Origin of the sequence: Mesorhizobium sp. B2-8-3 (assembly GCF_006440815.1) — a bacterium.
Taxonomy (GTDB): domain Bacteria; phylum Pseudomonadota; class Alphaproteobacteria; order Rhizobiales; family Rhizobiaceae; genus Mesorhizobium.
Window position 1 is genome coordinate 23,007 of the sequence record NZ_VFTW01000001.1, and the last position, 13,137, is coordinate 36,143.

At 63.9% G+C, this 13,137-nt stretch carries 11 protein-coding genes; 5 read left to right on the forward strand and 6 right to left on the reverse strand.

The window, feature by feature from the left end; genetic code table 11:
* Window positions 1-97: 97 nt before the first annotated feature.
* The 3 genes from rpoD to FJ418_RS00150 all read right to left on the reverse strand — a co-directional run bounded on the left by rpoD (window position 98) and on the right by FJ418_RS00150 (window position 4,997).
* On the reverse strand, window positions 98-2,125 hold the full coding sequence (gene rpoD, locus FJ418_RS00140; RefSeq protein ID WP_140640674.1) for an RNA polymerase sigma factor RpoD: 2,028 nt from the start codon (window positions 2,123-2,125) through the stop codon (window positions 98-100).
* Between the two features lie 429 nt (window positions 2,126-2,554).
* Entirely contained in the window at window positions 2,555-4,498 is a 1,944-nt protein-coding gene (gene dnaG / locus FJ418_RS00145; protein ID WP_140862902.1) for a DNA primase, read from the reverse strand.
* Window positions 4,499-4,634: 136 nt separating this feature from the next.
* Window positions 4,635-4,997, reverse strand: coding sequence for an RcnB family protein (locus FJ418_RS00150; protein WP_140862904.1), 363 nt, complete (start codon window positions 4,995-4,997; stop codon window positions 4,635-4,637).
* 363 nt (window positions 4,998-5,360) lie between these two features.
* Here FJ418_RS00150 and FJ418_RS00155 point away from each other — a divergent pair, with 363 nt between their 5' ends.
* The 3 genes from FJ418_RS00155 (at window position 5,361) to FJ418_RS00165 (ending at window position 8,638) form a co-directional block, all read left to right on the forward strand.
* Window positions 5,361-7,025, forward strand: a complete 1,665-nt coding sequence (locus tag FJ418_RS00155) for a Na/Pi cotransporter family protein (RefSeq protein ID WP_140862907.1) — start codon at window positions 5,361-5,363, stop codon at window positions 7,023-7,025.
* Between the two features lie 95 nt (window positions 7,026-7,120).
* Entirely contained in the window at window positions 7,121-7,330 is a 210-nt protein-coding gene (locus FJ418_RS00160) for a DUF2061 domain-containing protein (protein WP_140640682.1), read from the forward strand.
* 126 nt (window positions 7,331-7,456) lie between these two features.
* Entirely contained in the window at window positions 7,457-8,638 is a 1,182-nt protein-coding gene (locus tag FJ418_RS00165) for an MFS transporter (protein ID WP_140862909.1), read from the forward strand.
* Between the two features lie 16 nt (window positions 8,639-8,654).
* On the opposite strand, the gene FJ418_RS00170 is transcribed toward FJ418_RS00165, so the two are convergent.
* Window positions 8,655-10,031, reverse strand: coding sequence for a PLP-dependent aminotransferase family protein (locus tag FJ418_RS00170; RefSeq protein WP_181166799.1), 1,377 nt, complete (start codon window positions 10,029-10,031; stop codon window positions 8,655-8,657).
* A gap of 116 nt (window positions 10,032-10,147) precedes the next feature.
* Between FJ418_RS00170 and FJ418_RS00175 the strand changes: the two genes are divergently transcribed.
* A complete protein-coding gene (locus FJ418_RS00175) occupies window positions 10,148-10,534 on the forward strand; it encodes a DUF983 domain-containing protein (protein ID WP_140862913.1) in 387 nt (128 codons plus the stop codon).
* A gap of 3 nt (window positions 10,535-10,537) precedes the next feature.
* On the opposite strand, the gene FJ418_RS00180 is transcribed toward FJ418_RS00175, so the two are convergent.
* The gene (locus tag FJ418_RS00180; protein ID WP_140862916.1) at window positions 10,538-11,095 is read right to left on the reverse strand and encodes a GNAT family N-acetyltransferase; all 558 of its coding nucleotides are present in this window, start codon (window positions 11,093-11,095) and stop codon (window positions 10,538-10,540) included.
* A 47-nt stretch (window positions 11,096-11,142) separates the two neighbouring features.
* The gene (locus FJ418_RS00185) at window positions 11,143-11,853 is read right to left on the reverse strand and encodes a DNA helicase (RefSeq protein WP_140862919.1); all 711 of its coding nucleotides are present in this window, start codon (window positions 11,851-11,853) and stop codon (window positions 11,143-11,145) included.
* 283 nt (window positions 11,854-12,136) lie between these two features.
* Between FJ418_RS00185 and FJ418_RS00190 the strand changes: the two genes are divergently transcribed.
* On the forward strand, window positions 12,137-13,135 hold the full coding sequence (locus FJ418_RS00190; RefSeq protein ID WP_140862922.1) for a hypothetical protein: 999 nt from the start codon (window positions 12,137-12,139) through the stop codon (window positions 13,133-13,135).
* The last annotated feature ends 2 nt before the right edge of the window (window positions 13,136-13,137 follow it).

Below are 13,137 nucleotides of genomic sequence, written 5' to 3' on the forward strand. Positions count from 1 at the left end.
TCCTGTCGGGCAAAGCCGGCAAGCCGGCATGAGAGACGGCCGGGAACGAAAAAGGGCGCCGGAGGCGCCCTTTGGATCTTGATATGTCTGGTTCCGCTCAGCTGTCGAGGAAGCTTCTGAGCTTACGCGACCTGCTCGGATGCTTGAGCTTGCGCAGCGCCTTCGCCTCGATCTGGCGGATGCGCTCGCGGGTGACCGAGAACTGCTGGCCGACTTCTTCCAACGTATGATCGGTGTTCATGCCGATGCCGAAACGCATGCGCAGCACGCGTTCCTCGCGCGGCGTCAGCGAGGCAAGCACGCGCGTCGTCGTCTCGCGCAGATTGGCCTGGATCGCCGCGTCGATCGGCAGGATCGCCATCTTGTCCTCGATGAAGTCGCCGAGATGCGAATCCTCCTCGTCGCCGACAGGCGTTTCGAGCGAGATCGGCTCCTTGGCGATCTTCAGCACCTTGCGCACTTTTTCCAGCGGCATGGCGAGCTTCTCGGCCAGTTCCTCCGGCGTCGGCTCGCGGCCGATCTCGTGCAGCATCTGGCGCGAGGTGCGCACGATCTTGTTGATCGTCTCGATCATGTGCACCGGAATGCGGATGGTGCGCGCCTGGTCGGCGATCGAGCGGGTGATGGCCTGCCGGATCCACCAGGTGGCGTAGGTCGAGAACTTGTAGCCGCGGCGGTACTCGAACTTGTCGACCGCCTTCATCAGGCCGATATTGCCTTCCTGGATCAGGTCGAGGAACTGCAGGCCGCGGTTGGTGTATTTCTTGGCGATGGAGATGACCAGGCGAAGGTTCGCCTCGACCATTTCCTTCTTCGCGATCGCCGCCTCCCGCTCGCCCTTCTGCACCTGGTTCACGATCTTGCGGAATTCCAGGATCGAGATCGCCGTTTCGGTGGCGAGGTTCTGGATCTCGGCGCGCAGCTCCTTGATCGCATCCTTCTCGTTCTTGGTGAACTCCTTCCAGCCACGCGAGGTCAGGTTGGCGATCGAGCGGGTCCAGTTGGGATCGAGCTCCGAGCCCTGATACTCCCTGAGGAATTCCTCACGGCGCACGCCATAGCTTTCGGCGAGGCGCAAAAGCTTGCCCTCGTTCTGCACCAGGCGCTTGTTGATGTCGTAGAGCTGCTCGACCAGCGCCTCGATGCGCGCGGCGTTGAGCGACAGCGACTTCACCGCCTTGATCAGCTGGTCCTTCAGCTCCTTCAGGCGGCGGTCCTGGCTGGGCGAGAGCGTGCCGGCCGCGGCCAGGCGGTTCTCGACCTGCTGGTCCTGCAACTTGCGCAGCTTCTTGTAGGTGTCGGCGATGACGTCGAGCGTCTCCATCACCTGCGGACGCAGTTCCGCTTCCATCGCGGCCAGCGACAGGCTCGCCTCGTCCTCGTCGTCTTCCTCTTCCTCCAGCCCACGCGTGTCGCCGCCGACATTGGTGATGTCGTCTTCTTCCTCGCGCGCCGCCGCGCGGCCGCGCGGCTTCTCTTCGGGCTTGGGCGCTTCCTCGACGCGTTCGACCACGGGCGCCTGCTTGGCCTCGGGGCCGGCATAGGTCGCCTCGAGGTCGATGATCTCGCGCAGCAGGATCTTCGATTCGTTGAGCTCGTCGCGCCAGATGATGATGGCCTGGAAGGTCAGCGGGCTTTCGCACAGACCCGCGATCATCGTTTCGCGGCCGGCCTCGATGCGCTTGGCGATCGCGATTTCGCCCTCGCGCGACAGCAGCTCGACCGAGCCCATCTCGCGCAGATACATGCGCACCGGGTCGTCGGTGCGATCGGTCGGCTCTTTCTTGGTGGTCGTGGCGGCGACGGCGGTGCCGGTCTGCTCGGCGAGCTCGTTGGCGTCTTCCTCGGCGTCGGCGGCCGGCTCGGCTTCGGTCTCCTCGCCCACCTCGTCGTCCTCGACGACGTTGATGCCCATGTCGCTGAGCATCGCATTGATATCTTCGATGCGGTCCGGATCCGTCTCTTCCGAGGGCAGCACCGCGTTGAGCTCGTCGAGCGTGACATAGCCGCGTTTCTTCGCGGCCTTGATCATCTTCTTGACAGCATCGTCGGAAAGGTCGAGCAGAGGGCCATCGGTGGCGCCTTCACGTTCGGTCTCGACCTCTTCCTTTTCCTTTGTCGCCATTCTTTGTCGTCTCCAAGCGGCCGAATATCGAGGCCGCGTAAACTGTCGGATCGGTTATGCCGGATGCGCTCGCACCGGAACGCTTTTTACCGGTCCGGCAACCGTGTCATCGCTTTTGTTTTGTGCCTGTCGCTAGTCCCAAACCGGTTTCCACTTTTGGGCGACATGCATTAAGTCCAGATTAACCCTGATATCTGGAGCGGGCACTTTGCCTGTCCAGTTGTCACCAGTGCCTCACATCGCTCGAATTTCCCGCCGACGCCGGGGCACGGGTTAACGTTTCGAATCGTCCTGATTCCGCCAATCTGCCAGAAGGTCAAGCGCCTCTGGCATGATTCGCATGAAAAAAGCGAATCAATTACCCGACTTAGAGGCGTCGATTCGACGCGCTGCGCATTTCCACTTCACTTCCAATGGAGGTATTCGGCCCTAAACGCGGCCAACCCTGCCCGATGAAACGCCAAACCCTTCGATCAGCGCTTCCGTTGCCTGCACATCGTTGAATTGCGCTTGAATCTCGACGAGATGCCGGAAGTTTTCGTCCGAAGGGTCTGCATCGAGCGCCGCCTGCGCCTGTTTCAGCTCTCTATGTAATGTGCGGGCGCTGCGCTGCAAGTGCATCGCCTGGTTGAAGGCGTCGCGGGCATCCTCGAGCGCCGCGGTCTCCAGCGCCGGCCATTGACGCGCGCGCTTGATCAGTTCCACCGCCCGCTCCCAGATGCCGCCGCAGCCGGCGCGCTCGATGGTGGCGATGACCGCGCCGCGCTCGTCGGCCGCGTCATGCGCCATGGCGTCGAGAATGGCGGCATGGAGTTTCAGCAAATCCGAATTGGCGAGGTCGAGGAATTCGACATGCGCGAAATTCTCGTCGATCAGTGCCGGATGGTTGACGAGCGCCACGATGATCGTCGCCTCGCGCACCGACATCCCCTCGCCCCGCTTGACCAGCGCCGACTTGCCGAGGCTTTCGCTGATCGCGATGCGCCCGCTTCCGCCCTTGGCGAACTGTCCACCGGGCGCCGGGGCTTTGCCTTGGCCGCGTTCGCCTGGCCGCCCGCCATCCTGACGGCCCTGCCGCGGGCCGCGCTGCGAGCCGAAGAAGCTCAGCTCCCGCTCGCGCATTTCCTGTTGGTAGTGATAGCGTGTGCTTTCGTCGCGTATACGACTTGCGAGCTCACGCAGCCTTTTTCCAAGTTCCGCCCGACGCTCCGGCGTGTCGAAGACGCCGCCCGCGGTCTCGCGCATCCACAACAGGTCGACCAGCGGTCGCGCATCGGCAAGCACCGCGCGAAATGCGTCCGGTCCGTCCGCCTTGACCAGATCGTCAGGGTCCTTGCCTTCCGGCAGCAGCGCAAAGCGCGCCGAGCGTCCAGGTTGGACTGCCGGCAGCGCCAGGTCGGCGGCGCGCCATGCCGCCTTCAGCCCCGCCTGGTCGCCGTCGAAGCACAGAACCGGCTCGCCGGACATGCGCCACAACAGCTCGAGCTGGTTTTCGGTAAGGGCCGTGCCGAGCGGCGCCACGGCGTTCTCGAAGCCGGCCTGCGCCAGCGCGATCACGTCCATATAGCCTTCGACCGCGATCACCGTGCCGCCCTTGGCGAGAGCCTTGCGGGCGCGGGCGAAATTGTAGAGCACATTGCCCTTGTGGAAGAGCTCCGTCTCCGGCGAATTCATGTATTTGGCCGGAGCATCGGGCGCCAGCGCCCGCCCGCCAAAGGCGATGATCTTGCCGCGCGAGTCCGGAATTGGAAACATGATGCGGTCGCGGAACCAGTCATAGGAGACCGGGATGTCGTCGCCATGCCGCACCAGGCCGCAAGCCTCGATGTCGGCCTTCGGCACGCCCTTGGCGGCAAGATGTTCCTTGAGCGCATTGCGGCTGTCCGGCGCATAACCCAGCCGGAACGACTGCTGCGTCGCCGGCGTCAGCCCGCGGTCGCGCAGATAGGCGCGGGCCTTGGCACCCTCCGGTCCTTGCAGCCGCTCCTGGAAGAAGGCGGTCGCCATTTCCATGACGTCGGTCAGGCTGGCGCGTTCCTTCTCGCGCCGTTCCTCTTGTTCGTTGCGCACCGGCATCGGCACGCCGGCCATCTCGGCGATCTTCTCGACCGCTTCGGGGAAGCTGATGCCGTCGAGCTCGGTGAGGAACTTGAAATGGTCGCCCGAAACCGAGCAGCCGAAGCAGTGGTAGCGACCCTTCTTGTCCTCGCAATGGAAGGACGGGCTTTTCTCGCCGTGGAACGGACAACAGGCCCAGTAGTCGCCGCGCGACGCGTTGGTCTTTTTCCTGTCCCACGCGACGCGGGTGCCGATGACCTGCGAAATCGGCACGCGGTCGCGTATCTCGTCGAGGAAGGCGGGCGGAAAGCGCATCGGGGAAACTCGTTTGCCCTCCATATAATCAAGCCGCCCGGGCACGGCGACTCCGTCCGGCCCATCGTACCCGCTTTTCACAGACGAAAAGAAGGCGGCCGGGCGGCCGCCTTCTGAATTTCGGGATTGCCGTGGATTACTGCGCGGCGATCGCGCCAAAGATGATGCCGGAAAGGACGCTGACCAGCACGTAGTCGTTGCCGACGCGGATCCACTCCTGGCCGGGGCCGGGGCGGCGCAGGCCATGGCGGTTCCAGTCGCGGACCGCCTGGTGACGTTTCCAGTTGGAATAGCGCTGGCCGTTGCGCCAATGGCTGCGCTTTACCACCTTCTTCTTGACGATGACGCGCTTGTCGACATGCCTGCCGGGCTTCTGCCAGTCGACTTGCGTGTAATTCGACTGCGGCGCGCTCGGCTGGGCGAGCGGCGCGGCCTGGCCGGAGAAGGCCGAGGCGGCCAGCATCGAGGCGGTGACGGCGGAAAGTATGAGACGCTTCATGGTCAGTACTCCTTGTTGTCGATAGGCAGAGGAATAGCCGCCAATGGATGAACTGAAACTGAACATGAAAATTACAATTCTGTAATGGTTTCCGATGCTTGCAGAGCCTGCTTCAACAAGGCTTTGGATCGCGCCGGTCGTGCCGTCCCGGCATCGCTTCATTCCGATCGAAGGCGCAGCCGCAAGGCGCATGCAACCAATGTTTCCGCCATTCATTTCCGACATGCGCCGTCGAGCCGAGACTATCATCGCATCAGAAAAATCTATTATTCGGCTAATCTTAATTGGTATATTTCCACGCATTGAAATGATTGAGATTCGTCCTCCTCCACGCATTGCCAGAGCCACCTTGCGAGGTCGGCCTTGAGCGGCTCCGTCGTCCTCCTGCACCTTGCCGGCGCGGTGGCGCTGATGCTGTTCGCCACCCGCATGGTCAAGACAGGCGTCGAGCGCGCCTATGGCGACGTGCTGCGCCACAGGCTGCGCGCCACCATGCGCAATCCGGTCATGGCGGTGCTGGCCGGCTGTGGGCTGGCGGTCGCGCTGCAGAGTTCGACCGCGGTGACGCTGCTGGTCGGCTCCTTCGCCGGAGCCGGCATCGTTTCGGGCGCCGCCGGGCAATTGGCAGTGCGCGGCGCCGAGATCGGTTCGGCGCTGGTGGCCAAGCTGCTCACCTTCGACCTCACGCTCTTGGTGCCGCTCTGCCTGATCGCGGGCACAGTCATGTTCATGGCCACCGAGCGGCGCGATTGGCGGCAACTGGGCCGTATCCTGATCGGCGTCGGCCTGCTGATCTTGTCGTTGGAGATGATCGGTCAGGCGTCGGAGCCGCTGCGCAACAGCCAGTTGATGCCGCTGATCATCAATTATTTCTCGGGCGACTCCATCACAACCTATCTCTTGGCCGCGCTGGTCACCTGGCTGTTCCAGTCCAGCATTGCCGCGGTGCTGCTGATGGCGACGCTGGCGGGCCGCGGGCTGATCACGCCGGAGCTCGGCGTGGTGCTGGTGCTTGGCGTCAACCTTGGCTCGTCGCTGATCGCGCCGATGTTGACGCGGTCCGCGCCGCCCGAGGTGCGCATCGTGCCGATCGGCAATCTCTTGATGCGCGGCCTCGGCTCGCTGATCATGCTGGTGCTGATCATGACCTTCAAACCGGATGTCGCCTTCCTCGGCAAGACCGCGCCGGATCAGATCGTCAACGCCCATATCCTGTTCAACGTGCTGATCCTGCTGGCCGGACTGCCGCTGGCCGGCCTCGTCTACCGCGCTTCCGAAAGGATCGTGGCGCTGGGCAGCAAGCCTCAGCCGGCCGCCGCGCTCGAGATCGTCGAGCTATCGGCGCTGAACGAGAGCGCCCTCGATACGCCGAGCCAGGCGCTGGCCAACGCGACGCGTGAGGTGGTGCGGGTCTGCGAAATCGTCGAAATCATGCTGAAGCGCATCATCGAGCTTTACGAGGATGCCGACCCCGCCAAGATCAAGGCGCTTGCCGCGCTCGACGACCGCGTCGACAGGAAGCATGCCGCGATCAAGCTCTATCTCGCCAAGATCACCAGGAATCCGCTGACCGAGGACGAGGCATTGCGGTGCCAGGAGCTGATCGGCGCTTGCGTCAAGCTCGAGCAGGTCGGCGACATCATCGTGCGCAACATGCTGGTGCATGTCAGGAAGAAGTTGGAGCGCGGCCTGGAATTCACGCCGGAAGGCTGGCAGGAACTTTGCGCTTTCCATTCCTCCGTGCTTGCCAATGCGCGGCTTGCCTTCAACGTTCTGGTCTCGCGCGATCCGGAAACCGCCAGGCAATTGGTGCTGGAAAAGGACCTGCTGCGCGAACGCGAGAAAGAAACCAGCGCCAGCCATTTCGTGCGCCTGCGCGAAGGCACCGCCAAGAGCGTCGAGACGAGCTCGATCCACCTCGACACGATCCGCGACCTGAAGCAGATCAACTCGCTGCTTGCCTCCATTGCCTATCCGGTGCTGGAGGAGCGCGGCCTGCTTGGCGGCTCGCGGCTGAAAGCCAGCTGAGGTTATCGAAGGCAGCCGAAAAATTAATCTTTGCTCATCCTCGCTTCCGTCGGCTAAGGATCGCCTGAGGGACCTGTTAAGAGGACGATCCGTCGATGGACACGCATTCGCGCAGCTTCGCCAAGGCGCTTTCCTGGCGCGTCACCGGCACGATCGACACGATGATCATATCGCTTGTGGTGACCGGCAGCATCAAGCTCGCGGCCACCATCGGGCTCACCGAAGTCGTCACCAAGTCGCTGCTCTACTACCTGCATGAACGGGCCTGGCTGAAGATCCCGTATGGACGCAAAACGGCGGCGTAGTCGCGGCGACAGGCCGGTTCTGACCGGTCCGGTCAAGAAAAGCTAAAGCGCCATCGTCAATTTCTGCATTGCCGCGCCCGCCCGAGCGTGGTTTGAGGCGTGCATTCCTCGCCTGTGTTTTGAACCATGCTGCCGCTGATTGCCCTTTTCCTTGCCGCCTTCGCCTTCGGCACCACCGAATTCGTCATCGCCGGCGTGCTGCCCGAGGTGGCGCAGGGCCTCGGCGTTTCGGTGCCGACCGCAGGCTATCTCGTCTCCGGCTATGCCTGCGGCATTGCCATCGGCGGCCCGCTGCTGGCTTTGGCCACCGGCAAGATCTCGCGCAAGACGCTGCTGATCGGGCTGACGATCGCCTTCACCCTTGGTCAAGCGGCCTGCGCGCTGGCGCCCGATTTCACCTCGATGCTTCTGCTGCGTATCGCCACCGCCGTGGCGCATGGCTGCTATTTCGGCGTCGCCATGGTGGTTGCGGTCAGCCTGGTGCGCGAGGACCAGCGCGGCCGGGCGGTCGCGGTCATTCTCTCGGGGCTGACGGTCTCCAATGTCATCGGCGTGCCGGCGGGAACGGCGATCGGCAGCCTGTGGGGTTGGCGCGCGACCTTCTGGGTGATGGGCGCGCTGGGCATCATCGCGATCCTCGCCATGCTGGCGCTGCTGCCGCGAACGGCGGGCGCCGCCAATCGGCCAGCGGGCCTGGCGCGCGAAGTCCGTGTGCTCGCCCGCCAGCAGGTCTGGACGTCGCTGATCCTGATGCTGATGCTGATGATCGGCCAGTTTGCGCTGTTCACCTACATCACCCCGATGCTGCTCGAAGTGACTGGCCTCGACGAGAGCCTGATCCCCTTTGTGCTTTTGCTCAACGGCGTCGGCGCCACGATCGGCGTTCTGGTCGGCGGCAAGCTCGCCGACTGGAAGCTGATGCCGTCGCTCATCGTCATGCTTGCCCTGCAGGCGGTGGCGCTGGGCATCATCCACCTTGTCAGCCCCTACCCGGTGCCGATGATCGTCGCCATCGTCATCTGGGGTGGTCTCAATTTCGCCATCGGCGCGCCGATCCAGACACGCATCCTCGCCTGGACGGCCGATGCCTCCAACCTCGCCTCTTCGCTGATCCCGTCCGGCTTCAATGTCGGCATTGCGCTGGCCGCCTCGCTTGGCGCGGCGATGCTCAATGCCGGCTACGGCTATCGCAGCCTGCCGCTTGCCGGCGCCTTGGCGATGCTGGTGGCGGTGGTGGTGGCTGTCGCCTCGCAGGCCTGGGAGTGGCGCAGCCGCGCGACGCCGCCGCTGCCGGCGGCGGCCGAATAGCAGGCTTTCGCTTGTCTTAGACTTTTGGCCGCGAAGGGCCCGCAGTTCCCGAAAGAATGGAAGCCAGGCCTTGAAGGCCCTCCTTCAACCGTTCGCGGTTGGGGGTGGCGCCCAGCGCCAGGCGAAAGCCGTTGGGAAACTCCTGCCCGACAGCGAACTCTTCCGCGGGGCTGATGGCGAGCCCTCGACGGCGAGCGGTGCCGGCGAGCTCTTCCGAGCGCAGTTGGCTCTCCAGCGGATACCATAGATGCAAGCCGGACTCCGATGCCACAAAACCCTCGGGCAGGATGTCGTGCGCGATCTCTTGCCTGGCCTGCGCTTCGGTGCGCACGGCGGCGGTGATTTCCCCGGCAAGACCGCTGCGCAGCCACTCGCAGGCGAGGCCCGTCATCAGCGGCGGCGCCATCATCGTCGTGCCGCGTATCGCTGCCGCGACCCGCTCCGCGGCTTGCTGATCGGGCACCGCCAGGAAGGCCGTGCGCAGGAAAGGTGAGATGCATTTCGCCAACGTCGCGACATGGAAGGTCCGCTCCGGCGCCAGATTCAGAAAGGCCGGCGGCGGTGCGGCGAGCAACCTTCTGTAGGGATCGTCCTCGATGATGGTCAGCTCGAATTTTTCGGCCATGCGGGCGAGTTCGCGCCGGCGGCCTTCGGGCATGACGGATGCGGTCGGATTTTGAAGCGCCGGATTGAGGTAGAGAATACGGGCGCCATGCCGGCGCGCCGCCTCTTCGAGATCGTCCGGCCGCATGCCCTTGCTATCGTTTGCGACAGCGGCGAGCTTGCGGCGCGCGGCCTCGGCCAGCGCGATCAGCCCGGGGTAGGTCAGCGCATCGCAAAGGATCGTGTCGCCCTCGCGGGTCTGAGACAGCACGACGGCCGTGAGCAGCGCCTGCGCACCCGAGCCGACAACGACCCTCTCGGCCGGCAACCTGTCCCCCGTTTCGGCAAGCCATGACGAGCCGACGGCGCGCTCCACGGGCGAGCCCGGACCGGGATGGTAGGAAAGCAGCGCTTCGGCGCTGGAGCGCTTCAGCAATCCCTCGATGCCCGTCCTGATCAAGGCCGGCAGGTTGAGGCCGGCGGGTGCCGGCGGAATGTTCATGCTGAGATCGAGGACAGGCTCTTCCGGCTCGCCCGGCGTGACGAAGGTGCCCCGGCCCGCGTTCGCGTCGATGAGGTTCCTGCGCCTGGCTTCGGAAAACGCCCGCGTGACCGTCGTGAGATCAACCCCCAGCAGCCTTGCGAGTTCCCGCTGCGGCGGCAACCTGTCGCCAGGCTGCAACCGGCCGTTCGAGCGGGCATCCGCAAGGGCGTCGACGATCTTCAGATAGACCGGTCGCGGCCCTGCCTCCAGAACCGGGAGCCAGCCGATGTCGCTTTCGCCCGTCACGTATAGCCAATCCATACATTTTGTCGCATTGTATGCATACAAGTATGATATATGTATGCATCTGAGACCTCAAGGCCTGCACCGACCCACACGCGGGGTCCATTGGAGCGACGATCATGGAAGACCTGGTGCATTATCCACGTCTGGTACCTTGGCAGGTAGGAATCCGTGGCCGTTGCCCGCGTTGCGGCGAGGGCCACCTGTTCGAGGGATTCTTGAAACTGGCTCCGAAATGCGATGTCTGCGGGCTCGACTATTCCTTTGCCGATCCAGCCGACGGCCCGGCGTTCTTCGTCATCTGCTTTGCCTGTGTGCCTTCGGTGCTGTTCGCCGTCTGGGCGCAGGTGACTTTCGAGCCCTCCATGTGGTTCCACGCTTTCGTTTCGATCCCGATCGTTCTTGCGACCTGCATCCCGCCGCTCAGGCCGCTCAAAGGCTGGCTCGTCGCAAGCCAGTTCTACCACAAGGCGGAAGAAGGAAGGCTGGCCAGGCCCGGCGAGTAACCTTCAAAGGTCGATGCGGAACTTGAGGCTCTCCGCGCCGCCATAGGCGGCGTCCTCGAAGAAGCGGCCGACGAGCTTGCCGCCATTGGCTGTGATGACCTTGTGCGAGGCCGGATTGCCCGGCTTCGCGGTGATCTCGACATGGTCGAGCCCGACCGCCTTCGCCTCGTCCAGCATCAGCCGCAACGCTTCGGTGGCATAGCCTCGGCTCCGCTTCCACGGCACAACCGCATAGCCGATATGGCCAAGCACATGCGAGGGCAGCGCCGACGTGCCCTTCTGCCAGCGAAAACCGATCGAGCCGGCGGCCTCGACATCCCAGATCCAGCGCCGGAAGCCCGGTAGGCGCGGCACGGTCGTGCCGTCGGGCAAGGGGATGGGCGGCCCCTTCGCTTCGGGGTCGTCAAGGCCGGCGAGAAAGGCGACGGGATCTTTCTCGATCGCCTCGAGGTGCTCGCGCGTCGCTTCGAGCAGCCGCACATTGTCGGGCGACCACCCGCGCTCCAGCGCCGCCTTGTAGGAAGGCAAATGTTCGAGCGCGGGTTTGACGATCTCGATCATGGCTCGCTCCCCTGTCGAGACCGGCATAGCCGCGACACGGATCGCTCTCAAGTCGCCTGAAACCGGATTTCGCCCTTGTTCAGGAAACAGGCCTTGTCGAACAGCGACATGTCGAGCGGGTTCGGCAGCCGGATATCGCCGATATCCGGGAACGGTCTCCCGGAGGACTCATAGGACCTGTCGACCTGCGAGATGAAGACCAGCACCAGTCCCCGTTCCCGGGCAAACGACCTCAAGGCGCGGATCTGGACCATGAGCTCGGGATTCTCCCGCTTCTGGTCGAGCAGTTGCAGATAGTCGATGACCGCCAGCGTGCCGCGCGGCGCCGACCGCAACCTCTCGACGATGTAACTGGCGCTTATGGCGTCGGAATTGTCGAAATCGAACAGGTGATTGAAATCGGCCGGGTCGATCCCGATGTCGCGGAACCGGTCGAGGATGTCGGCGTGCATGTATTCCAGGGTGAAGAACACGGCGCGACTGCCTTGCTTCATGGCCGCCACGGCGAGATCGAGGCTCATCAGCGTCTTGCCCTGGCCTGGCCGCGCCGCCACGAGAACCATGTCGCCGGGGATCAGCCGCCTCAGCAAGCTGTCGCCGGGCGCGGCCTCGGCGGCCTTGGCCGCAAGCAGGCTCCAGCTGGCAAAGCCTTCCTTGACGGCAACGCGGTCGAGCGCCTGATGGAGCGGAACATTTTCCCGGCGGGACAGGAGCCTCGCCTGGCGTTTCAGATGATAGACGGGTGCGGAAAGCCGCATCGAAAAACCTCCTGCCGCGAGCAGTCTCGACAACCCCTCCTTTTGCCTAGCGCTCGAACAGTTGGTTGGATGTGAATTGCCCTGCATGAACGATGCTTCCCGATGGAGGGAGGAGGCGTGGGCGCGCCGGAATCAGATCATAGCTCAATCGAAGCGGTCCGGAAATCCGACTTCCAAAAGGCGTCGCTAAACTAGAAGTGTTTCGCCGATGGATGCGAGATCTTCTATGATACATGAGTGATTCACGGATGCGAGACAACGCTTCGACAGGAGGGGCAAAACGGTGCGGTTGAGATCTGTTCCGCTGGGCGCGGCCATCTTCTGTCTTGCCGCGACCCTCGCCGCACTGACGGCGTCCGTCAGCTCGTTCGCGGCGTTGCGGCCGTCGACCGTTCCCGACTGGCTGCAGCGCCATGTCGGCGACGGCGAGGGCCAGATTTCGCAGGTCGTTCTGGAGCGGGCGCGCGCGCTCTACCAGAAGAAGGTCAGCGATGGTTCGGTCGGCAACCCCTGCTACTTCGCCATGGATGCCACACGTCCCGGGGATTTGGGCAACAGCGTGCTGGGCCAGCGCTACTACATCATCTGTGAAAGCAAGCAGCTCTTCCGCGCGGTTTCCTCGGGCCATGGCGGCGGCCGCAACCTGAAAGGCGTTGCCGATTTCTCCAACGGCAGGCGTTGCGCGAAGAACTTCGGCAACGCGATGGACTCCGCGCTGACGGCCGGCGGCGCCTATATGACCGCCGAGACCAAGACGTCCTTCAAGGGGTATTACCGTGTCGGCGCGCAGAACGCGGTGTTCATGCGCAGCTTCATCCAGTTCGACGGCGAAGGCGAAGCGGCGAACGCCAGGCAGCGCGTGATCGGCGGCCATCCGGCTGCCTTGCTCAGAGGCATGTGCATGCGCAAAGACCCGAACAGCTCATACGCCGACCATGACGGCCTTGTTCCGTTCGGCAAGCTGGTGAACTATGCCGGCGGCCGCAGCAATGGCTGCACCAGTTGGTCGCCCGCTGACGCCGAGCAGATCATCCCGCTGGTGAAGAACAAACCGACGACGCTCTACATCTATCCGGAATCGCGCGACATCGCCGCTGTCGCCCGGGCAAAGGCCGCAGGCCAATCGCTGTCAGGCGCGGGCCTCTATTGGAACGCCTCCTGCCTGAGCGAGATCGGCTCGCCGAAATTCTGGCCCAGGAAGACGCTGGAGCCGATCATCGCGCAGTACAAGAAGGATCATCCGGCACCGCCGCCGCAGCCGATACCGATGTGCAAGGATTAGCG